Source organism: Streptomyces sp. DH41, from assembly GCF_029813785.1.
Classification (GTDB): Bacteria; Actinomycetota; Actinomycetes; order Streptomycetales; family Streptomycetaceae; genus Streptomyces.
Genome location: NZ_JARVKY010000016.1, coordinates 121,705 through 143,603, shown reverse-complemented (window position 1 = coordinate 143,603; position 21,899 = coordinate 121,705). Strand labels below are relative to the sequence as shown.

Genomic DNA, 21,899 nt, shown 5'->3' with positions numbered 1-21,899 from the left:
GCTGCGCGGACACTCCCATGGTGACCCGCCTGGGCGGCCGGCGGGTCAACCGATCGGACGACCCCGCCGTCGCCCGTTCCGTCGCCCACGAGCAGCCGGAACGGCGACCGTGCGCGCCGGCTGCCGGGCGGAGGGTGGAGAGCAGCCGGACGGAAGTGCCCCGGGCGACCCCGGCGCGGACCGTCCGGCCCGACCCCATCCCTCTCCGAGGAGCAGACCACCATGAAGAAGACCTTCTCCCGGCGCGCCCGCGTCGCCGCCGGCGGTACCGTCCTCGCCGCCGTCGCCGCCGGCACCTTCGGCACGGTGGCGGCGAACGCCTCCGCGCCGGACGCCGCCCGGAACGCCGCGGTGGCCGCCGCCCCCGCCAGTGAGGCCGGCAGGCGCGACACCACCACCTCCACGCATCTGACGATCGCCGCCGCGACCGAGGCGGCGCAGGCCGCGCTGAAGGCCGCCGGAAAGGAGGGCCAGCGGATCACGGTCGCGGTCGTCGACCGCAACGGCAACACGATCCTCACCATGCGCGGTGACGGCGCGGGCCCGCAGTCGTACGAGTCTGCCGTGAAGAAGGCGTTCACCGCGGTCGCCTGGAACGCCCCGACCACCGAGTTGGAGGGACGCCTGGAGAACGCCCCGAACCTGAAGGACATCCCGGGCACCCTCTTCCTGGGCGGCGGCGTCCCGGTCACCGCCGGCAAGGCGCCGATCGCCGGAATCGGGGTCGCGGGCGCACCGTCCGGCACCTTGGACGAGAAGTTCGCGCGGGCGGGCGCGGCGGCGATCGATTAGTCGCCCCGGAGGACCGGGGAGACGGGCCGGAGAGCCGGGGAGACGGGGCACCGATCCGGGGCCCGGCGTACGGCTCCAGCAGACGGTTCCGAGAGGCGTTTCACGTGAAACGCCTCATAGGATCACGTTGTGCGCACCTCCCGCCTGCTCGTAGCCGCCGCCACCGTCACCGTCCTCACGGCGTGCAGCGGTGGCGGCGGGGTCGACGGCACCCCCGGCGGCTCGGGCGTGCGTGACCCGTACTTCCCGAAGGCGGGCAACGGCGGCTACGACGTCGGCCACTACGACCTGACCCTGGCCTACGACCCCGACGCGGAGCACCTCACCGGAACCGCGACGATCACCGCCCGCACCACCCGGGAACTGTCCGCCTTCAACCTCGACCTCAAGGGCCTGGACGTCGAGAAGGTCACCGTCGAGGGCCGGGACGCCCGCTTCAACCGGGCCGGACAGGAGCTGACCGTCCGCCCGGCGGACGAGCTGAACGACGGGGAGACGTTCGAAGTGACCGTCCGCTACTCCGGCGGCCCGGTGACGGTGACCGACCCGGACGGCTCCGAGGAGGGCTGGCTGCCCACCGCCGACGGCGCGGTCGGGCTCGGCGAGCCGACGGGCTCGATGGCCTGGTTCCCCGGCAACCACCACCCCTCCGACAAGGCCACCTACGATCTCGCGGTGACGGTGCCGGAGGGCCTGGGAGCCGTCTCCAACGGCGAGTTGACGGGTGAGACCACCCGCGACGGCCGCACGACGTTCACCTGGCACACCGCCGAGCCGATGTCGAGCCACGTCGCCACGGTCGCCGTCGGCGACTGGGAGACCGACCGCTCCACCACCGACGACGGCCTGCCGGTGTACACGGCCGTCGACCCGGAGCAGGCCGACGCGAGCCGGGTGGTTCTGGAGCGGATTCCCGAGGTCATGGAGTGGGCCCAGGAGAACTTCGGCCCGTACCCCTTCTCCTCCACCGGCGCGATCGTCGACCGCGCCGGTGACGCCGGCTACGCCCTGGAGACGCAGAACCGGCCCTACTTCCCCGGCGCCCCCGACACCGTCCTGCTCGTCCACGAACTCGCCCACGAGTGGTACGGGAACTCCGTCAGCCCGAAGACCTGGCGGGACATGTGGCTCAACGAGGGCTTCGCCACCTACGCCGAGTGGCTGTGGGAGGAGGACGAGGGCGGCGACACCGCGCAGCAGACCTTCGACGCGCTCTACGACGGGACCTACTACCCCGACGAGGACGCGAACGACTCGATCTGGGCGTTCCCGCCCGCGGACCCGCCCGACGCGGAGCGCATCTCCGCGAGCCCCGTCTACCAGCGCGGCGCGATGGTCCTGCACAAGATCCGCCAGGCAGTCGGCGACGACGCTTTCCTGACGCTCCTGCGGGGCTGGGCCACCGCCCACCGCCACGGCAACGCGGACACCGGCGACTTCACGGCGTACGTGGAGAAGTCGGCGCCGGACGAGGACTTCTCGGGGATCTGGGAGGACTGGCTGTACGGGGACGGCAGGCCGGACAGCCCGTGAGTCCCGGGGGCTTCAGAGGCTCCGGGGCGCCTCGAACGCGTCGAGCAGCCGGGCCAGGTCCGGCGGCCACAAGGGTTCGGGGGCTTCGGCGAGTTCCCCCGGGGTCCACCAGCGCCAGGTGAGGATGCCGTCCGCGGCGTGGGCTGCGGCGAGGTGAGGGCCGGTGGGTTCGCGGCGGGGGCCGCGGGCGACGTAGATGTGCTCGTGCTGGCGGACGGGGCCGACGCTCAGGTGGGTGAAGTCGTGTTCCCAGGTGCAGAGCAGGGGGCCGGCTTCCAGGTCGGTCCAGCCGGTCTCCTCGCGCACTTCGCGCAGGGCGCCCTCGCGAGGGCTCTCGTCCGCTTCCAGACCGCCGCCGGGCATCGCCCAGTGCACGCCGACCTCCACGTTGTCGTAGCGGAGGAGGAAGACCGCGCCCTCGGGGTCGAGCACGGCGAGGCGGGCGGCGCGGCGCGGGGTGCGCGGCGGCCCGTCCGCCGGGCCGCCCAGTGGCTTGCGCAGCACCGTGCGGGGGCGGCCCCGCCGGAGGTCGGGGCGGTGGTCGACGGCCGTGTAACCGAGGGCGGTCCAGAAGGCGAGTCCGTCGGCGTCGGCGTCGGGGACGGCGAGCCGTACGGCGGTGCGGCCCCCGGCCCGGAGGCGGTCCTCGACGAGGGACGCGAGCCGTGTGCCGTGTCCCTGCCGCCACAGCCCCGCGTCCACCATCAGCAGCCCGATCCACGGGTCCGGCTCGGCCGGGTCCGGGTGCCGGGCGAGCGTGACCGCGACCCCGACCAGCCGGCCCGCGTCCCTGGCGAGCAGCACCTCGGCCCCCGGTCGCGCCAACTCGTCGGCCAGCGCCGCCGCCACCTGCTCCGGACGGATGTCGTCCGGGTCCGGGAACTCGCCGCCGAGCGCGTGAAACGCGCGGTTAGAGGCGTAGAGGGCGGTGAGTTCGGTGAGGAGGGGGCCCGGGATGTCGTGGTCGGGGGTGAGCGGGAGGGGAGTGAGGATCACTCGGGCAACCTATCCGGTCCGCGCGTCCGTGCGGCGTGTTCCCGGGGCGCTCCGGGCGGGGCAGGCCGGCGGACGGGGCGGCCACCGGGCGGGGCAGGCCGGGCCGGACGGGCGCCCGCGCCTCCCCCGCGCCGCTCAGGCGGTCTGGGCGGCGCGGGCCCGCTGGAGCGAGGTGAGCCGGGAGACCAGGACCATCGCCAGCACGGTGCTCACGATGCCGACAACGTTGGCGCCCTGGGAGTTGATGACGCTCTCCCTGGCGTCCTCGACCAGTTTGTCCTCGTTCCAGACCTGGAACGAGTCGTTCATGAACGTCACGAAGTGGGCGAGCCAGAGCCACCACCAGGTGTGCACCAGCCACCGCCCGGCGCCCTTCGCACGGCCGGTCGTCGCCGTCCAGATGTCGTTGGCGATCTGCTTGGGCAGGTAGAAGTTGGCGACGGGGATGAACCAGGCACCCGCCGCCAGACCGGGGCCGTAGCGGATCCGGCCCGGCGCGAGCGCGTCGGCGTTCAGCCATGTGTGGCGGAACCAGCACACCCACATGCCCGCCGCCCCCATGATCGCCAGCCCGTTGAGGCCGGAGAGCAGATCGGACGCGAGGACCCAGTCGTCGAATCTCTCGATGGCGCGCGGGGACTCGTCGCTGTCGAGATCGCCGAGCTGGACGAGCACCTGCCCGAGGACGGCACCGCGGGCCAGCAGCAGGAAGGCGTACACGCCGAGCAGGGCGTTCAGGGTCAGGGCCAGCCCCCGGAGCGGGCGCATGGGCCGTCGGGCGTACGGGGAGGGGGTGGCGGCCGGGCCGGGGACGGGCGTGGCGTACGCCGGAGACCGCTGGGGGCCCGGCTGGGCACCGAACGGCGTGGGGACCGGCCCTGGAGGCGTCGACGGGCCGTAGGCGGTGGGCGGCGGGCCGAAGCCCGCGACGGGCGCCCCGACCGGCACGCGCTTCTCCGGGTCCTCGCTGTCCAGGAGCTGTACGGCGTGCCGGCCCAGCTCCGCCAGCACCTCGCCGGGCAGCCACGCGCCGCCCCGTGCGGCGTCCGCGCCCTCCATGTCCTCGATCGACGTCAGCAGCTCGTCCGGGGTGGGGCGCTTGTCGGGGTCCTTGACCAGGCAGGACGCGACCAGCCCCTGCCAGGGCTCGGGTACGCCGGAGAGGTCCGCCTCCTCGGTCGCGATGCGGAAGAGCAGCGAGTGCATCCCGCCCTCGTCGGTACCGAAGGGCATCCGGCCCGTCGCGGCGTAGGCCAGCACCGCGCCGAGGCAGAAGATGTCGCTGGCGTACGACACCTTCTCCCCGCGCACCTGCTCGGGGGACATGAACCCCGGCGAGCCGACGACGGCCCCGGTGCGGGTGAACCCGTCCGCGGACTGCGTGGACACGTCCAGCGCGCGGGCGATGCCGAAGTCGATGACGCGGGGGCCGTCGATGGTCACCAGGATGTTGGAGGGCTTGAGGTCGCGGTGCACGAGACCGGCGCCGTGGATGGTCTGCAACGCCCGCAACAGGCCCACCGCCAGCACCCGCAGGGAGGCGGGGGGCAGCGGCCCGTACTGCTGGTCCACGACCTCGGCGAGCGAGGGCCCGGCGACATAGCCGGTGGCGACCCAGGGGGTCGGCGCCTGGGTGTCGGCGTCCAGCACGGGCGCGGTCCACTCGCCGCCGACGCGCTGTGCCGCCTTCACCTCCTGCGCGAAGCGCCGCCGGAAGTCGGGTTGGCGGGCCAGCTCCTCGCGGACGGTCTTGACGGCCACCGTCCGGCCCCGGTCGGACCGCGCCAGGTACACCCGGCCCATACCGCCCTCACCGAGCCTGCCGAGCAATCGGTAGGTACCGATCCATTCGGGATCGCCCGGCTCCAACCCGTTCATTCGTGCTCCCTCTTCCTGGCGACACCGTGCGCATGAGGATAGAGACACGAGGTATCCCTGAGAAAACCCGGTGCGTCACGGGCAGTTGATTCGACCACCGTCATGACTCACGAGCGGCGGGCGCGGCCGGTTCCACGGCCATGACACCATCACCTGCGTGCTCGACATCGGCTACGCCCTCTCCACCCGCTTCCCCGACCCCCCGCAGACGGACTACCGCCGCGCGGACGTCCACGCGCTGCGGCACGACCTGTTCTGCGGAGACGTGTATCTCGCCGACACCAAGGCGGACCGGGAGATCTCCACAGCCTGGGGATGGGTGCCGGTGCTCGACTTCGCCTGGGCGCTGTGCGACATCGTGGAGCGCGTCGACCGGGACCCCGCGGGCTCCCGGGCCGCCCGGCCGCAGTGGGCGGAGCTGGACTTCACCGAGTCCGCCGACCGCCTGCTCTTCGAGCGCCGCTTCGGGTGGGTCGACATCGAGGCCGAGTGGCTGCCGGAGAGCGAGCCCCCGCTCTCCTTCTCCCACACCGAACTGCGCCGGGAGTGCCGCGACTTCCTGCACGACCTGATCGCCGACCTCACCGACATGCACGACGACCTGGCGGACAACCCGGCGATCTGGACCCTCCAGGCCCGCTTCCCCCGGGTCTCCTGAGCATCCCGGACCCCGCCTCCTGCTCCTCCTCGGGTCTCGCGCGGCTCCCCGCCCCCTGCTCTCCCCCGGCGCTACTCCCCCTCCCCCGCCAGCACCCGCACCCCCAGCTCCGCCGCCAGTACCGGTGCCAGGTCAAGCAGCTGGGCCGGGCTGATGACCGCCCCCGACAGCCGGTCCACACCCCGGGCCAGCTCCAGCGGGGCGGCGCCGCGCAGGTCGACGTCCGTGAGGGTCGCCGCGCTGAAGTCCGCCCCCTTCAGAGCGCAGTCCACGAACTCGACCCGCTCCAGGCGGGCGCCCCCGAAGTCCGGCTCGACCAGGACGCAGCTCTCGAAGACGACGTCCTTGAGCCGGGCCCGGCGGAGGTTGAGATAGTCGATCTTGCCGCCGCGGACCAGGACCCGTTCCAGCACGGCACCGTGCAGCTGGGTGCCGCCCAGGCGGGCGTCGACCAGCTCGACGTCGCGCAGGGTCGCCTCGGCGAGCTGCGTACCGACGCCGCGGACACCGGTGAGTACGGAGTCGAGGAGCCGGGCCCGGGTCAGGGACGCCTCGTCCAGCGCGCACCCCGTCAGCGCGCAGTCCATGAAGCGGGCGCCCGCGCCGTCCTGCCCGGCGAAGTCCGTCTCCCGGAACTCCAGCGCGTCGTAGTCCCCGTCCGGCTCCAGCTCCGCTCCGTCATGGGGCTCCAGCGGTGGCAGCCGCGGCTCCGGGCGCCGCGCCGCCCGCACCGTCGTCTTCGTACCGCCGCCGCCCACAGCTCTCCTCGCCATGTCCCCATGCTGCACCCCACCACTGACAACCGGCGCCGAGCTGCGCGAACGGTCCTCCCCCCGGCCTCATGTCACATCCGGCGTCCCCGCGAACGTCGTACTGGCGGACAGGCATCACGCCAGGCGACCCCGACCCTAGGGAGAGCACCAGCCATGCATCGCATCACCGTCATCGGCGGCGGCTTCGCCGGACTGACCGCGGCCATCACCGCCGCCGAGGCGGGCGCCAAGGTCACCGTCCACGAGGCGCACCACACCCTCGGCGGACGGGCCCGGACGGCCGAAGACCGCTACCGGACCAACGACGGCCCGCACGCCCTCTACAACGGCGGCCCGCACTGGACGTGGCTGCGGCAGCGCGACCTGATCGGCCCGCTCGCGCCGATCCCGCCGCTGGAGGCGGCCCGGCTGCGGCTGCGCCACAAGGGCGCGCTGCGCCGCACCCCGCCCCTCGCCATGCTCAAGCTGCTGCGCCGGGGCGTCGGGCCGGCGCCCGTCGACACCGACTTCCTGACCTGGGCGGCCGGCGTCGCGGGCGAGGAGGGTGCCCGGGCCGCCGCGCACTACTGCGCCGTCGCCCTCTTCCACCACGACCCCGGGTCGCTGTCCGCCGCCTTCGTGCAGGAACGCCTGCGCCGGGCCGCCAAGCTGCCGCCCGAGGCGCACTACCCGCGCGGCGGCTGGTCCGGGGTGATCGACCGGATGGCCGCCCTGGCGTGGAACCTGGGGGTCCGGGTGGAGACCGTCTCCCGCGTCGACACGGTCCCGGCCGGCGACCCCGTCGTCGTCGCCACCTCCCTGGACGCCGCCCGCCGCCTGCTGGGCGAGCCCGCGCTGACCTGGCCGAGCGGGCGCACCACCCTGATCGACCTGGCCGTACGGACCCGGCGCGGTGACGCCTTCGCGGTCTCCGACCTGGACGCGCCGGGGTGGATCGAGCGGTTCTCGGCGCAGGACCGCACCCTGGCTCCGGCCGGCGAGCAGCTGATCCAGGGACAGATCCCGATCGGCCCCCACGAGTCGAAGGCCGACGGCACCGCCCGCGCCGAGAAACTGCTCGACCTCGGCTTCCCCGGCTGGCGCGAGCGCCTCACCTGGCGGCGCGAGGCGATCGCGAACGGCCGTACCGGTGCGGTGGACCCGCCCGGCACCACCTGGCGCGACCGGCCCGCCATCGACCGCGGCGACGGTGTCTATCTCGCCGGTGACCAGGTCGCCGCGCCCGGCCTGCTGTCGGAGGTGTCGTTCAACAGTGCCCTGACGGCGGTGTCGCTGGCACTCGGCCGACGGGAGCTGGACGTCGAACACGCGTGAGTCCGCCGGTCGCGTCGCGTCCCCGCCCCGCGCGGGACGTAACGGGCCGCGTGCGCCCTCGGCCGCCGCACGCAGCCGCACGCAGCCGCACGCAGCCGCACGCAGCCGCACGCAACGGGATGCGATACGCCCCGTTTCATGGTCTTCTGACCAGATGAGTGGCACCCGGACAGGTGGGCCGGCCGCGCCCGCGGAGGCCGATCCCCGCCGCTGGTGGGGGCTGGTGGTCATCGCCCTGGCCCAGCTGATGGTCGTCCTCGACGCGACCATCGTGAACATCGCGCTGCCCTCCGCGCAGCGCGACCTGGGCATGTCCGACACCAACCGCCAGTGGGTGATCACCGCCTACACCCTCGCCTTCGGCGGGCTGCTGCTGCTCGGCGGCCGGGTCGCCGACCTGGTGGGACGCAGACGCACCTTCATCATCGGGCTCATCGGCTTCGCCGCCGTGTCCGCGATCGGCGGCGCCGCCACCACCCCGGCGATGCTCTTCGGAGCCCGCGCCCTCCAGGGCGTCTTCGCCGCCGTCCTCGCGCCGTCCGCGCTCTCCCTGCTGGCGACGGCCTTCACCGACCCGAAGGAGCGCGGGAAGGCCTTCGGCATCTACGGCACCCTGGCCGGCAGCGGCGCCGCCGTCGGTTTCCTCGTCGGCGGTGTGCTCACGGAGTACCTGAACTGGCGCTGGTGCCTGTACGTCAACATCCCCATCGCCGTCGCCGCCGTGATCGGCGCCCTGGTCCTGCTGCGCGACCGCCCCGGCCACACCGGGGCACGCCTCGACGTCCCCGGCGTGTTCCTCGGCTGCGGCGGCCTGGTCGCCCTCGTCTACGGCTTCAGCGAGGCGCAGCCACGCGGCTGGACCGACCCGCTGGTGCTGGCGCTGTTCGCCGCGGGTGTCGTACTCCTCGCGGTCTTCGTGTGGTGGCAGGCCCGCGCCGCGAGCCCCCTGCTGCCACTGCACGTCATCCGCGACCGCAACCGCGCCGGCTGCTTCCTGACGATGATGCTGGCCGTCATCGGCATGTTCGGGATGTTCCTGTTCATGACCTACTACCTCCAGACCATCCTCGGCTACTCCCCCGTGCGGACCGGCCTCGCGTTCCTGCCGATGACCGCCTCGATCGTCATCGGCTCCACCCAGATCTCGGCCCGGCTGCTGCGCCACGTCGGCCCGCGCATGCTGATGGTCCCCGGCATGCTCTCCGCCTCCGGCGGCATGGTGATCCTCACCCGGATGACCGTGGACTCGGAGTACGCCTCCGAGATCCTGCCCGCGCTGATCCTCATGGGTCTCGGCATGGGCCTGACCTTCATGCCGGTCTTCTCCACCGCCACCGCCGGAGTCGCCCCACGGGACTCCGGCGTGACCTCGGCGACGGTCAACACCTCGCAGCAGGTGGGCGGCTCGATCGGCACGGCGCTGCTCAACACCATCGCCACCAGCACCAGCGCCTCCTACATCACCTCCCACCTCACCGACCCGTCGCAGCGGGAATCGGTCGTCCGGGAGGGCATCGTCCACGGCTACACGGTCGCCATCTGGCTGGCCGCCGGCGTCATGCTGCTGGCGGCCCTGATCGCGGGCCTGATGGTGACGGCCAAGGCTCCGAAGCACGGCCCCCCGGCCGACCGGCCGGTGCCGGAACCGGTGACCTGAGGGCGGGGCCGCCGTCCAGGACGTCCGCGCCCCGGGGCTCGCCCCCCCGAGGCCCGATATCCGCGTGACCGCCACGCCGCCCACCGGTAGCGTCGGCCGACATGATCGAGGTTCCGGACGCGCTCGCCGTCGCGCAGGCGAAGTACAACGGAGCGGCGGGCCGCGCCTTCATCGACGCGCTGCCCGCGCTGGCGGCCGGTTTCCTGGACCGCTGGGAACTGCGCCTCGACGGGCCGTCGATGCACGGCTGGGCCGCCCTCGTACTGCCCGTCGTACGCCGCGACGGCACACCGGCCGCGCTGAAACTCCAGATCCTCGACGCGGAGACCGAGGGCGAGCCCGTCGCCCTGCGGCTGTGGGACGGCGACGGGGCGGTGCGGCTGCTCGACCACGACGCGGCCACCGGCACGATGCTCCTGGAGCGCCTGGACTCGGCCCGCACGCTCAGTCACGTCGAGGACTCCCGCGAGGCCGTCCTCGTCATCGCCCGGCTGCTGGCCCACCTCACCAGGGCCCCCGCGCCGCCCGGCGTGCGCCGCCTCGGCGACATCGCGCGGGGCATGCTGGAGCGGACGCCGGACGTCCTGGAGCGCGTCCCTGACCCGGCCGACCGCCGTCTGGTCGCCGACTGCGCCGCCGCCGTGCGCGAGGTGGCGGACGAGCCCGGCGACCGGCTGCTGCACTGGGACCTGCACTACGACAACGTCCTCGCCTCGGACCGCGCCCCCTGGCTCGCCATCGACCCCAAGCCGCTGGCCGGCGACCCGGGTTTCGACCTGCTCCCGGCCCTCGACAACCGCTACGACCCGGACGAGACCCGGTGGCGCTTCGACGCCATGACCGACGTCCTCGGACTGGACCGGGAGCGGGCCCGCGCCTGGTCCCTCGGCCGCGTCCTGCAGAACTGCCTGTGGAACGTGGAGGACGGCGACCCGCTGGAGACCGGGCAGCTGGAGATCGGGCGGCTGCTGCGAACGGCGGCGTGAACTCCGGTCGTCCGGCGGCCGCTCCCCGAGCCGGCGGACGGCCCCGGGCGGCGTACCGCGTGCCGCGTGCCGCGTGCCGCGCAGGGACGCACCGCGAAGCCGCGCGCCACGCACGGGCGTACCGCGCCCCCGCCGGCCCTCAGTCCTGCATGGTGGGCCGCGCGTCCTTGGCCCGGCCGCGGGCCAGCGCGCCGGGCAGCTCGGTCCTGCGGCGTATCCGCAGCTTGCGGTACGTGCTGGTCAGATGGGTCTCCACGGTGCGCCGGGCCAGGTGCAGCAGGTCGGCTATCTCGGTGTTCGTCCGGCCGCCGGCGGCCAGTTCGGCGATACGGCGCTCACTGCCGGTCAGCGCCCCGGAGCCGGTACGGGCCGTCACCGGGCCCCGGGCGCCGCTCTCCCGCAGGGCCTGCCCCGCCAGGGTGAGCAGCCGCACGGCGCCCTTGCCCTCGGCCAGCTCCGTCGCCTCGCGCAGGCAGTCGCGGGCGCGGCCGCGTTCACCGGCGGCGGTGAGCTGACGGCCCTGGGCGATGAGCGCCGGGACCAGCTCCATGTCGGTGTCGGCGGGGGCGTCCCGCAGGGTGCGTACGGCCTCCTCGGCCAGCTCCAGGCCGCGCCGCCCGCCGGTCGCCGTGCCCAGGACGCGCAGGGCGCGGCCCACCGTGCGCGGGGTGTTCCACACCCGGGCCAGCCTGAGTTCCTCCGTCGCCAGGGCGAGTGCCTCCTGGCCGCCGCCCAGCGCCAGCCGGCACTCCGCGACCGCGGTCCGCCACGGGGTGACGACCGGGCTGATCACCTCACGGGCGGACTGACGCCGCCCGCTCTCCAGGAAGTCCTGGATCGCGCCCGCCGGGTCGCCGGCGGCGGCCCGCTGCACGCCCCGCGCGTACAGGAAGCGGTTCAGCTCCCAGGACTCCGGCGCCCGGCGCAGGTCGAAGGCGCCCGCGAGCCGCCCGGCCTCCTCGGTGCGGCCGGTGTGGACCAGGGCCATCAGGGCGTGGGCGTCCCGGTTGGTGGGCCCGGCGCCGGACGGCGCCGTCATCCCGACCGCCGCCACCGCGTCGCGGCCGGGGCCGGTGGCGAGCAGCCGGGCGTGGTCGCCGCGGGCCGCGGCGATGTCGGCGCGGGTGTTGAGGAGCGCGTGCTGCATCGGGTGGAGCAGGGCGGGATGCTGACCGGCCAGGCCGCGCTCCACCAGCCGGTCCGCCTCGTCGAGTTCGTCGGCCCACTGGGCGACCGCCGCGGCCGTGCCCAGCAGGAAGGGCTCGGCCAGCGGGTCGGTGGGCTGCGCCAGCAGGGCCCGTACGCGGGTCATCGCCTCCTCGGCCGAGATCAGCGCGGCCGTCGCCGCGTACCGCACGAGCAGGGCCTGCCCCGCGGTGCCCAACAGCTCCGGGGAGTGCTCGCCGGTCTCGCACAGCCACCGGTACACCTCCTGCCGGGTCGCCAGGTCCACGTCGGACAGCAGGGCGCCGGCGGCCTGCACGGTGCGGGTCAGGCCCGGGTGGCCGGCCAGCCGGCCCTCCGTGCGGCGCAGCACCTCCATGGCCGTACGGATCTCACCGCGTCCGGCCAGGGCGGTGCCGAGGGCCACGGCCGTACGCACCCGGTTGCGGGGATCGGCCGGCAGGTGCTGGGCCTCGGCGAGGCGCGCGATGGCCGCCGGGGTGTCGGCCGACGCGTACTCCAGGGAGCCCAGTTCGGTCAGCAGCCGCTGGCGGAGGTCGTCCGGCAGCGGCTCGTCCAGGGCCCGGCGCAGATAGCCGACGGCGTCGTCGGGGCGGGCGTCGTGCACGGCGACGGTGACCGCGTCGCGCAGGACGCGCAGCGCCCAGGGCAGCCCGACGACCGGCGTCCGCAGCAGATGCCGGGCGATCGCCTCGACCCGGTCGCCCCGGCGCAGCATCGCCTCGGCCGCCGCCCGGTGCGCGGCCTCCCGGCGGGGCCGGGGCCAGCCGGTGAGCACGGCGTCGCGCAGCAGCGGGTGCGCGTAGCGGGGGTGGCCCTCGGCGTCGGGGCGCAGCAGACCGAGCCGGGTCATGGCGGCGAGCCACCCGGCGACCCGCGCGGGGTCGGCGCCTGCCGCCTCGGCGAGCAGGTCGACCGGGTCCCCGGCTCCCGCCTCGGCCGTACGGCCACGGGGGGTGGGCCGCGCGTACGGGTCGTCCTCCCGGGGAGCGCGCCGTGTGTACGGGTCGTGCCACGCGTACTCCGCGTCCCCGCCCGGCTGCGTGGAGGGCATGGACCGCGTGGGCCGCGAGCCCCGCACGGCCGGTGTGGGCGGCTGCGCGGCCGGTGTGGACCGCGCGGACTCGGGGGCCCCGGCGGCGCGGAGCGGAACCGCGTCGGGGGGTACGAGGGCATGCCGGACCACCCCGCGTCCACCCGGCCGGTTCGCGGGGTCGTCCACCGGGTCGCCCGCCGGGGTGTCCGGGGGGTCGTCGTCCGGAGGGTCGTCGTCCGTGCCCGTCGGCCACGCCTGTTCCAGTGCCGCGAGGCACCGGGCCACGTCGGCCGTCGCGGGCCCGGCGCTGTTCAGCCACCAGGAGACGGCCGCCGGGTAGGTCCCGGGATACAGCGCGGCGCAGGTGTCGGGCAGGGGCGGCGCGCCGTCGGGCGCGTGGCCGTCCGGCCGCGGGATGCCGCGCAGGTCGTCGAGCAGGGCGTGCAGCAGCAACGGACTGCCGGCGCCCGCCCGTACGCACTGCGCCGTCCAGCGCGGTCCGGCCGCGGGAAAGGCGTCCAGGACCAGCCCGGCCGCCGCCGCGTCGCTGAGCGGGGCGAGGGTGTGCGTGCGCACGAGGGAGGGGGACAGTGCCTGGGTGAGTCCGGCGGGCCGCGGGTCGATGTCGTACTGGCTGCGCTCGGTGGCCACCAGCAGTACCGGTAATCGGTCGACGCGCCGGGCCGCTTCGACCAGCCAGCGCCGCGAGGCGTCGTCGGCCAGGTGGACGTCGTCCACGGCCACCAGCAGCGGCCCCTCGTCGGCGTACGAGCGCAGCAGCCGCCACATCCGGGCCGCGCTGCCGCGGTCGTCGCCGCCGGGCGCCAGGTCCGTGAACTCCGGTACCGGTCCGAGGAGCTGACAGACCGTGGCGAAGGGGACACCGGTGTCCTCGGGCGAGCAGCGGACACTCAGCACGCGCAGGCCACGGTCCGCGGCGTGCCGTACGACGGCCTCCAGGACCGCGGTACGGCCGGTGCCGGTGGCGCCGCGCAGCAGGACGAGACCGCCGGTGCCGGTCCGGGCGCGCTCGGTCTCGGTCGCGAGCAGCGCGTGGGCGTCGTCGCGTTCACGGAGCGGTCCGGTCATCGGTGCCTCCTGTGGTGGATGATGCTCCCCCGCTCTGTGAGACGAACGAATGCGGACGTGGGTGGTGTGAAGTGGCCCACGCGTGGCAACGATGTCCGGTGGGCCGGGCGGTGACCGCCGCGGCGGTCGTGACGGTGGCCGCGCTCGCGGTCGTTGTGGTGGTTGTGGCGAGGCTCACGGTGGTGCGCACCCGACGCCACGGACTGCCGCACTTTCCCGTAAAACCCTCCTGACCTGCTAAAACGCACGCTCGGTAGTCCGTTCGTGACGGTCTCCGCACTGGTCTCGTGGTGTGCCTCGTGGTGCTCCACGATTGCGCGGTCCCAGCCGTCACAGAAGTGTGGAACACGCTCATCCGCTACTGGCCTGCGCCGGACGGCGGGCTCGTGAACAGGGGGGAAACGGTTGTTCAACTCACCCCGGACCACCACCACATCCACCATCGGCACCAGCACCGGCGCGGCCGTCGGGGTCACCGACCGGCGCGTCCCGGTGGCGGTGTCCGCTCCGGACCCGATCAGCCGCGAGGGCGCGGTCAGCCAGTTGCGCCGGCACCCGGAGATCGACCTGCGCGAGGATTCCGGCCCCGGCACCGTGGCCCTGCTCGTCGAGGACGCCCTGGACGAGGCGGCACTCACCCGGCTGCGCAGGATCGTGCGCAGCGAGGGCGCGCGCGCCGTGCTCGTGGTCGGCGCGATCCGTGAGAACGAACTGCTGGACGTCGTCGAGTGCGGCGTCGGCGCCATCGTCTGGCGGCACGAGGCCACCGCCCACCGGCTGGTGCAGGCGGTGCTGGCGGCCTCCCGCGGCGACGGCGACCTGCCCGCCGACCTGCTCGGCCGGCTCATCTCCCAGGTGGGCACGTTGCATCGGGGCGCGGCGGGCCGTCCCGGCGCCCCCTCGCTGGGGCTCGCGCCACGCGAGGTGGACGTCCTGCGCCTGGTCGCCGAGGGCCTCGACACCGGAGAGATCGCGGGCAAGCTGTCCTACTCCGAACGGACCGTCAAGAACGTCATGCACGGACTCACCACGCGGCTCCACCTGCGCAACCGTGCGCACGCCGTGGCCTATGCCCTGAGGGAAGGCTACATCTGACCGAAAGGGCATTCGAGACCGGCCCCATGGGGCCACGAGGGCAAGGCGGCCTGCCCGTCCGCCGTCCCCGGCGCGCGCGCGGGCAGGGCGGCACCCGGGGCACGATCGGTGACAACCGGTGACAGGCCGCGGCAGCGGTCGGGCCGACGGAACGGCAGTACGGGCAGGGCGGGAGCGCAAGAGTGATCCACGAGGTGGACGAGGTCCTCAAGAAGCTCCTCGGCGGTGGGGCGTTGACGGGCTCGGGCATCGACGTGGCCTTCGAGGCACCCACCCGAGACTGGGCGGCCCGGCGCAACGCTCCCGTGGTCAACGCCTACTTGTACGACATCCGTGAGGATGTGAACCGGCGTCAGCGCGGCCAGATCGCGGTGCGGGACGAGCGCGACATCGTGGTGCGGCGCCGCCAGCCGCCGCGCTGGTTCCGGCTGTCGTACCTGCTGACGGCGTGGACGAAGACCCCCCAGGACGAACACCGGCTGCTGTCGGCCGTACTGGCGACCCTGCTGCCCCGCGAGCTTCTGCCGCCCGACGAACTCCCCGGCTCGCTCGGGGCGCTGGGCCTGTCGATGCCGCTGACGGTGGCCGGCATCCAGACGGAGTCCCGCTCCCTCGCCGAGATCTGGTCCGCCCTGGGCGGTGAGCTGAAGCCGTCCCTGGACCTGGTGGTGACCGCGCCCTTCCCGGCCTTCCCGGAGTACGACGCCGGGCCCCCGGTCACCGAGGGCGCGACGGTCCGGCTGCGCGGTATGGACGGCGACCCGCCGGAGTCGGAAGGGCGCTCCCACCGTCCCCACCAGGTGGCCGCGGCCCGCGCGGCCCGCGAGGAAGCGGCGGCCGCCCGTACCGCCCGTGAGAACGCGGCGGGCCGTGCCGCCCGCAAGGACCCGGCCGGCCACCCGGTGGACCGGACGGAACAGCCGTGAACGCCCCCTTCGTGCCGACGGCTTCGACCGCCGCCTCCGCCGGCCCCGCGTCCGACCCGTACGACGGCGATCCCGCACACATGCTGCGCGGCCGCCTCTCCGCCCTGCGGGAGCAGGTGGCCGCGCTGGTCGAGCACCGCTCGGCCGCCGACCCCACGGCCGACGACCCACTGCGCGGCCTCTACCTGTCCAACGACGCCGTACAGCACCTGCTGCGCGCCTGGCCGTCCGGCGACGCGCCCGAAGCCACCGCCACCACCCACGCTCCCCAGGCCACCCCTGCCACCACTGCCACCGATGCCCCAGGCGCTCTCGGCGCCCTCGGCTCCGCCCCGCCGCACGGGTCCGCCGGCGGGCCGGCCGGCCCGGGTGACCGGCTGGCCCGGCTGGCCGGGCGGACGCGGCTGACCGAGCTGGACATCGCGCTCCTGCTCATCGCCCTCGCCCCCGACATCGACCGCACCTTCGAGCCGCTCTACGGCTACCTCAACGACGACGTGAGCCGCCGTCGCGCCACCGTGGGCCTCGCCCTCGACCTGTGCGGGGTGTCCCCGCACCAGGCGGCGGCCCGGGCCCGGTTCCACGCCTCCACGCCGCTGCGCGCCCTCGGCCTGCTGGTGGTCGAGGAGCCGGAGCGCCCCTTCCTCACCCGCTCGTTGCGGGTCCCGGACCGGCTGATCGGCCATCTGCTCGGCGACGACACCCCGGACGCCGCCCTCCTCGACCTGCTGCAACCGATGCCGGATCCGCTGCCCGCCCCCGGCGCCGACGACTTCGTACGCCGCCTCGCCGCCCGTCTGCACGACGGCCCGCTCACCGCCTACCTGCGCGAGCCGCGCGAGGGCGACGGCCTGGCCGCTCTCTCCTCCGTCCTGGACGCCGCGGGCATCGACGCGCTGCGCTGCTCCCGGCCCGAGGACCACGTCCCCGAGCTGCTGCGCGAGGCACGCCTCACCGGCCGGGCCGTCGTGGTGTCGGGCCTGCCCGAGCGGCCGGGCCCGCTGGTACGGGCGCTGACGGCGGCGACGGACGTGACCGTGCTGCTCACCGACCCGCGACCGTACGACCCGCACTGGTCCCCGACCGACCCACTGGTCCTGGACGCGCCGGGCCGCCTGGCCGGCGGCGCGGCCGCCTGGCGGGCGGCGCTGGGACCGGACAGCGACACGTTCGACCTGGCCGACGCCGTCGCCCCCTACCGGCTCGGCGGCGACCGCATCCAGCGGGCCGCGCTCGCCGCCCGCTCCCTCGCCGCTTTCGACGGCACCCCGATCACCGCCGCCCACGTCCGGCTCGCGGCCCGCCGGCAGTCGGCCTCCGGCCTGGAGAGCCATGCCCGCCGGATCCGGCCCGACGTGGACTGGGGGGACCTGGTCCTGCCCGACAAGCCCCTCGTCCAGCTGCACGAACTCGCCCTGCGCGCCCGCCACCGCGACCGCGTCCTCGGCGACTGGCGGCTCAGCGCGGGCGGCGGACGCGGCCGGGGCGTCCTGGGTCTGTTCGCGGGCGAGTCGGGCACCGGCAAGACCCTGTCGGCGGAGGTCGTCGCGGCCGACCTGGGCCTCGACCTCTACGTGGTCCAGCTGTCGTCGGTGGTGGACAAGTACGTCGGCGAGACCGAGAAGAACCTCGAACGGATCTTCACGGAGGCCGACCGCACCGACGCCGTGCTCCTCTTCGACGAGGCCGACGCCGTCTTCGGCAAGCGCTCCGAGGTCAAGGACGCGCACGACAAGTACGCCAACATGGAGAGCGCCTACCTGCTCCAGCGCCTGGAGTCCTTCGACGGCATCGCCCTGCTCACCACCAACCTGCGGGCCAACATCGACGAGGCGTTCACCCGGCGCCTGGACCTGGTGGTCGACTTCCCGTTCCCGGACGCCGGTCAGCGGCTGGCGCTGTGGCGGCACCGTCTGTCGCACGTGCCGTCCGACGACGGCATCGATCCGGCTCCACTGGCCCGGGACTTCGAGCTGGCCGGCGGTTCGATCCGCAGCGCGGTGGTCACCGCCGCCTACCTCGCCGCCGGACGCGGCGGCCAGGTGACGGCGGACGACCTCCTGGAGGGCGCCCGCCGTGAGTACCGCAAGGCCGGCCGGCTGGTGCCGGGCGAGGCGGTCTGGTAGCCGCCCGCCGTCACTCCCCGGCCGACGGAACCGCCCCGCGGCGTCGCCGGGAGTGGTGACCGGCCGCCCCGGGCCGGCCCCGTGAGGCGGGGCCGGCGATCGCGGGGCTCAGGCCTGGTTCGACGGGAGGATCTGCCACTCCGCGTCGTCGGAGTTGGCGCACTCGTAGATCATCATCTGGGCGTTGATGACGCGGACGCTTGATCCGGCGACGTCCATGCACGCGTTGTTGCTGGCGAAGTTGCGGATCCAGTAGTTGCCGTTCTTCTGCTTGTCGACCCACCAGAGCTGGTTGTCGGCCTGCGTGCCGTCGCAGGTGAACTCGGTGACCGGCGTCCTGATGGGGTTGGCTCCGAGGCCGGGAAGGTCCATGCAGAGCTGGTCCTTCACGTTCCGGATCTGGAAGAGCGCCGCCCCGCCGGGGCCGCCCTTCGGGTACTTCACCTCCAGGTTCCAGAGCTGGTTGTCGGCGTCGGTGGGATCGCAGACGGACTGCCAGACGGGACCGTCGATCTCCCCCTTCTCGTGCCCCGGCAGCTCGGCGCAGTACTCGGTGGTGGTGTTGCGCAGCAGGACCCTGCTGGCGGGTACGACGTCGGGCTCCTCGGCCGGCTTCTCGGTCTGCTTGTCGCCACCGCCGCCGCCACCGCCACCGCCGCCGCCGCTGTCCTTGTTCCCGTCCTTCTTCGGTTCCTCGGTGGTCTGCTGCGGCGCGGGGGGCTGAGCGAGGGCCGGCTCCTCCGTGCTGGGCAGCTTCTCCGCACCGGCGCTGGCGTTGGGGCTGGGGGCGAGCTCGATGCCCGTCTGCTCCAGCTGTTCGGTGGCGCTGGTGCGGACCTGCGGCTTGTAGGCGATCCAGATCATCACGAACGCCACGGTCAACGCGAGAGCGATCCCCAGGAACGTCGCCAGCCAGCGCGGCAGGAAACCCCGCTGGACGTACGTACCCTCCACCTCGGTCGGATCGACCCCGGACCGGCGCACCGCCAACGTGTACGGCCGCTCCTCCTTCGACCCGAACCAGATGATCTGCCGCGGCTTCAGCGTCGTCTCCACGAACGCCGCACGACCCGGCTCGATCTGCACGTTCCCCGGACGGATCTCGTACGACAGATGATCCCCGGTATCACTCCCGGCGACCGACGCCGTCACCTTCGTATTACCGAGGTTGTCCACCGCCAGCTTCGGACGCCCCCGGAACCGGCCCTTCACCGTCGGCGGCACCAGCTCCGCCCGCACCTCCGTGAACGGCGTGACCGTCAGATTCCCCTCCGGCACCGTCACCGCGTCCGGATGCTCCGTCGGCGTGATCCGCACCGCATACGGATTCGGACCCGCCACCGCATCCGGCGTCCGAGGCGGAGCGAACGTCAGCTCCACCGTCCCCGTAGTCCCCGGATACAACCGCAGAGTCTGCGGCTCCACCACCGTCCACGGGGCCACATCCCCCACCGGCTCGAACCGGTACTCATCAACGACATCACCGGTATTACGCACCCTCAGGCGCACACACGTACTACTGCCGGGGTCCACAGTCGCGGACGCGGGCTCCAGCGAAGTCCATAGGCTCACGCCCCGACGCTACGCAATGACCGATGTCCGGTCAGGAGCCGCTGGGGCACAACCTGTTGCCCCGGCGACCCCGCTCGGTGAGCCGGAGCGTGTCGTCAGTCCTTCAGCGAAGTGAGGATCTCCCACTCCTGGTCATCGCCGTCCAGGCAGTCGAAGAGGGTGAGCTTGGCGAACTCGCCGCCGTCGCTCCAGCCCTCCACGTTGAGGCACTTGTTGTTGCTGGCGAAGTTGCGGATCCAGTAGTGGCCGCTCTTCTGCTTGTCGACCCACCAGAGCTGGTTGTCGGCCTGGGTGCCCGTGCAGGTGAACTCGGTGATCGGCGTCTTGGTGGGCTGGGCTCCGTACTCCGGCAGGTCCATGCAGAGCTGGTCCTTGATGTTCCGGATCTGGAAGAGCGCCGTCCCGCCGGGGCCCGCCTTCGGGTACTTCACCTCCAGGTTCCAGACCTGGTTGTCGGCGACTCCCTCACGACAGGCGGACTGCTGGACAGGGCCGTTGATCTCTCCGCCCTCACGTCCGGGGAGTTCGGCGCACATCTTCGTGACGGTGTTGCGCAGCAGGACGTTGTTGGCGGGGACCACGGACGGCTCCTTCTTGGCCGGCTTCTCGGGCTGCTTCTCGCCGCCACCGTCGCCGCCACCGCCATCGCCGTCGCCGCCACCACCGTCGTTCTTGGGTTCCTCGGAGGTCTGCTCCGGCTGGGGCTGCTCGACGGGCGCCGACTCACCGCCACTCGGCAGCTTCTGCCCGTCGGCGCTGGGGCTGGGGGCGAGCTCGATGCCCGTCTGCTCCAGCTGTTCGGTGGCGCTGGTGCGGACCTGCGGCTTGTAGGCGATCCAGATCATCACGAACGCCACGGTCAACGCGAGAGCGATCCCCAGGAACGTCGCCAGCCAGCGCGGCAGGAAACCCCGCTGGACGTACGTACCCTCCACCTCGGTCGGATCGACCCCGGACCGGCGCACCGCCAACGTGTACGGCCGCTCCTCCTTCGACCCGAACCAGATGATCTGCCGCGGCTTCAGCGTCGTCTCCACGAACGCCGCACGACCCGGCTCGATCTGCACGTTCCCCGGACGGATCTCGTACGACAGATGATCCCCGGTATCACTCCCGGCGACCGACGCCGTCACCTTCGTATTACCGAGGTTGTCCACCGCCAGCTTCGGACGCCCCCGGAACCGGCCCTTCACCGTCGGCGGCACCAGCTCCGCCCGCACCTCCGTGAACGGCGTGACCGTCAGATTCCCCTCCGGCACCGTCACCGCGTCCGGATGCTCCGTCGGCGTGATCCGCACCGCATACGGATTCGGACCCGCCACCGCATCCGGCGTCCGAGGCGGAGCGAACGTCAGCTCCACCGTCCCCGTAGTCCCCGGATACAACCGCAGAGTCTGCGGCTCCACCACCGTCCACGGGGCCACATCCCCCACCGGCTCGAACCGGTACTCATCAACGACATCACCGGTATTACGCACCCTCAGGCGCACACAGGTGCTGCTGCCGGGGTCGACGGTGGCGGACGCGGGCTCCAGGGAGGTCCAAAGTGTCACCTGGCGAGGTTACGGACGCACTGATGTGCCGTCAGGAGCCGATAGGGCACACCGTGTTGCCCGAAGAGGCCGTTCGGGTGGCGGTCGGGGCTACTCCACGTCGTCCGCGTGTTCCGTGGCCGCTCGCTGGGCGACGACGGACGGTGCGGTCCGCACCCCCGCCGCGAAGGCCGCGCCGTCGGCCGCCGCCGTCCGCTCGGAGTCCTGGCCGGGGTCGGTCACGGTGACTCCGGCGCCGTTGTTGTTGCCGGTCTCCCGGTTGCCTCGGAGGTTCTTGTCGACGTGGCCCAGCTCGTGGCCGAGGAGGTCCTTCCGGCCGGACGCCTGCGGCCCGAGGAAGACATGGGTGCCGACCGTCATGGCCTGGGCGCCCAGCGCCACGGTGGCGCGCTGGGCCGTCGGGCTGTCGTGGATACGGGTGGGCGAGAGGTCGTTCTGGTAGAACGACTCGGCCTCGGAGCGCACCGACCCGGCCAGCGGGCGGCTCGGCGTGGCCATGGCCGCGTCCAGGAGCTGGCGCTGGCCCTCGGGGCTGCTGTCCTCGACCCCGCCGTGCCCGCAGCCGGCACCGTGCACGTGCTGGTCCTGGCCCTGGTCGACCATGCGGGCGACCGCCCGGTTGCCGACGGAGCGCTGGAGCGCAAGGGCCGTCGCGGGGGTCATCGGCCCGCCTCGCACGCCGACGGGCGCGGTCACGGCCCGGCGCGGAGCCTGACCGCCTCTCACGGCC

General features: G+C 73.8%; 16 protein-coding genes. 9 read left to right on the top strand and 7 right to left on the bottom strand.

All coding sequences use genetic code 11. The annotated features are described in order from the left end of the window. Positions 1 to 222: 222 nt before the first annotated feature. Entirely contained in the window at positions 223 to 792 is a 570-nt protein-coding gene (locus tag QC283_RS24960) for a GlcG/HbpS family heme-binding protein (RefSeq protein WP_279563901.1), read from the top strand. Positions 793 to 921: 129 nt separating this feature from the next. Continuing rightward, positions 922 to 2,325, top strand: coding sequence for a M1 family metallopeptidase (locus QC283_RS24955; protein ID WP_279563900.1), 1,404 nt, complete (start codon positions 922 to 924; stop codon positions 2,323 to 2,325). Positions 2,326 to 2,337: 12 nt separating this feature from the next. On the opposite strand, the gene QC283_RS24950 is transcribed toward QC283_RS24955, so the two are convergent. Both QC283_RS24950 and QC283_RS24945 read right to left on the bottom strand, forming a co-directional pair. Then, positions 2,338 to 3,321 (bottom strand): bifunctional GNAT family N-acetyltransferase/NUDIX hydrolase, encoded by a 984-nt coding sequence (locus QC283_RS24950; protein WP_279563899.1) that lies wholly within the window; start codon positions 3,319 to 3,321, stop codon positions 2,338 to 2,340. Between the two features lie 135 nt (positions 3,322 to 3,456). Next, positions 3,457 to 5,199 carry a protein kinase domain-containing protein gene (locus QC283_RS24945; RefSeq protein ID WP_279563898.1) on the bottom strand — a complete coding sequence of 581 codons (1,743 nt, stop codon included), beginning with the start codon at positions 5,197 to 5,199 and terminating at the stop codon, positions 3,457 to 3,459. A gap of 157 nt (positions 5,200 to 5,356) precedes the next feature. Here QC283_RS24945 and QC283_RS24940 point away from each other — a divergent pair, with 157 nt between their 5' ends. Further along, entirely contained in the window at positions 5,357 to 5,857 is a 501-nt protein-coding gene (locus QC283_RS24940) for a hypothetical protein (protein WP_279563897.1), read from the top strand. A 71-nt stretch (positions 5,858 to 5,928) separates the two neighbouring features. Here QC283_RS24940 and QC283_RS24935 read toward each other — a convergent pair whose 3' ends face one another. Then, the gene (locus QC283_RS24935; protein WP_279563896.1) at positions 5,929 to 6,630 is read right to left on the bottom strand and encodes a pentapeptide repeat-containing protein; all 702 of its coding nucleotides are present in this window, start codon (positions 6,628 to 6,630) and stop codon (positions 5,929 to 5,931) included. A 153-nt stretch (positions 6,631 to 6,783) separates the two neighbouring features. Between QC283_RS24935 and QC283_RS24930 the strand changes: the two genes are divergently transcribed. The 3 genes from QC283_RS24930 (at position 6,784) to QC283_RS24920 (ending at position 10,587) form a co-directional block, all read left to right on the top strand. After that, positions 6,784 to 7,944, top strand: coding sequence for an NAD(P)-binding protein (locus QC283_RS24930; protein WP_279563895.1), 1,161 nt, complete (start codon positions 6,784 to 6,786; stop codon positions 7,942 to 7,944). Between the two features lie 154 nt (positions 7,945 to 8,098). Then, positions 8,099 to 9,601 (top strand): MFS transporter, encoded by a 1,503-nt coding sequence (locus QC283_RS24925; RefSeq protein WP_279563894.1) that lies wholly within the window; start codon positions 8,099 to 8,101, stop codon positions 9,599 to 9,601. Between the two features lie 101 nt (positions 9,602 to 9,702). Next, the gene (locus tag QC283_RS24920; protein ID WP_279563893.1) at positions 9,703 to 10,587 is read left to right on the top strand and encodes an aminoglycoside phosphotransferase family protein; all 885 of its coding nucleotides are present in this window, start codon (positions 9,703 to 9,705) and stop codon (positions 10,585 to 10,587) included. A gap of 139 nt (positions 10,588 to 10,726) precedes the next feature. On the opposite strand, the gene QC283_RS24915 is transcribed toward QC283_RS24920, so the two are convergent. Next, entirely contained in the window at positions 10,727 to 13,897 is a 3,171-nt protein-coding gene (locus tag QC283_RS24915) for an AAA family ATPase (RefSeq protein WP_279563892.1), read from the bottom strand. Between the two features lie 405 nt (positions 13,898 to 14,302). Here QC283_RS24915 and QC283_RS24910 point away from each other — a divergent pair, with 405 nt between their 5' ends. From QC283_RS24910 to QC283_RS24900, 3 genes are all read left to right on the top strand, one after another. Next, positions 14,303 to 14,992 carry a helix-turn-helix transcriptional regulator gene (locus tag QC283_RS24910; RefSeq protein WP_383526252.1) on the top strand — a complete coding sequence of 230 codons (690 nt, stop codon included), beginning with the start codon at positions 14,303 to 14,305 and terminating at the stop codon, positions 14,990 to 14,992. Between the two features lie 182 nt (positions 14,993 to 15,174). Continuing rightward, a complete protein-coding gene (locus tag QC283_RS24905; protein ID WP_279563891.1) occupies positions 15,175 to 15,918 on the top strand; it encodes a DUF4255 domain-containing protein in 744 nt (247 codons plus the stop codon). Between the two features lie 80 nt (positions 15,919 to 15,998). Continuing rightward, positions 15,999 to 18,044 carry an ATP-binding protein gene (locus tag QC283_RS24900; protein WP_279563956.1) on the top strand — a complete coding sequence of 682 codons (2,046 nt, stop codon included), beginning with the start codon at positions 15,999 to 16,001 and terminating at the stop codon, positions 18,042 to 18,044. A 108-nt stretch (positions 18,045 to 18,152) separates the two neighbouring features. Here the strand turns inward: QC283_RS24900 and QC283_RS24895 are convergent, their stop codons facing one another. The 3 genes from QC283_RS24895 to QC283_RS24885 form a co-directional block, all read right to left on the bottom strand. Beyond that, positions 18,153 to 19,616 carry an RICIN domain-containing protein gene (locus QC283_RS24895; protein ID WP_279563890.1) on the bottom strand — a complete coding sequence of 488 codons (1,464 nt, stop codon included), beginning with the start codon at positions 19,614 to 19,616 and terminating at the stop codon, positions 18,153 to 18,155. 95 nt (positions 19,617 to 19,711) lie between these two features. Then, on the bottom strand, positions 19,712 to 21,169 hold the full coding sequence (locus QC283_RS24890; protein ID WP_279563889.1) for an RICIN domain-containing protein: 1,458 nt from the start codon (positions 21,167 to 21,169) through the stop codon (positions 19,712 to 19,714). A gap of 90 nt (positions 21,170 to 21,259) precedes the next feature. Beyond that, entirely contained in the window at positions 21,260 to 21,832 is a 573-nt protein-coding gene (locus QC283_RS24885; protein ID WP_279563888.1) for an eCIS core domain-containing protein, read from the bottom strand. Between the last annotated feature and the right edge of the window lie 67 nt (positions 21,833 to 21,899).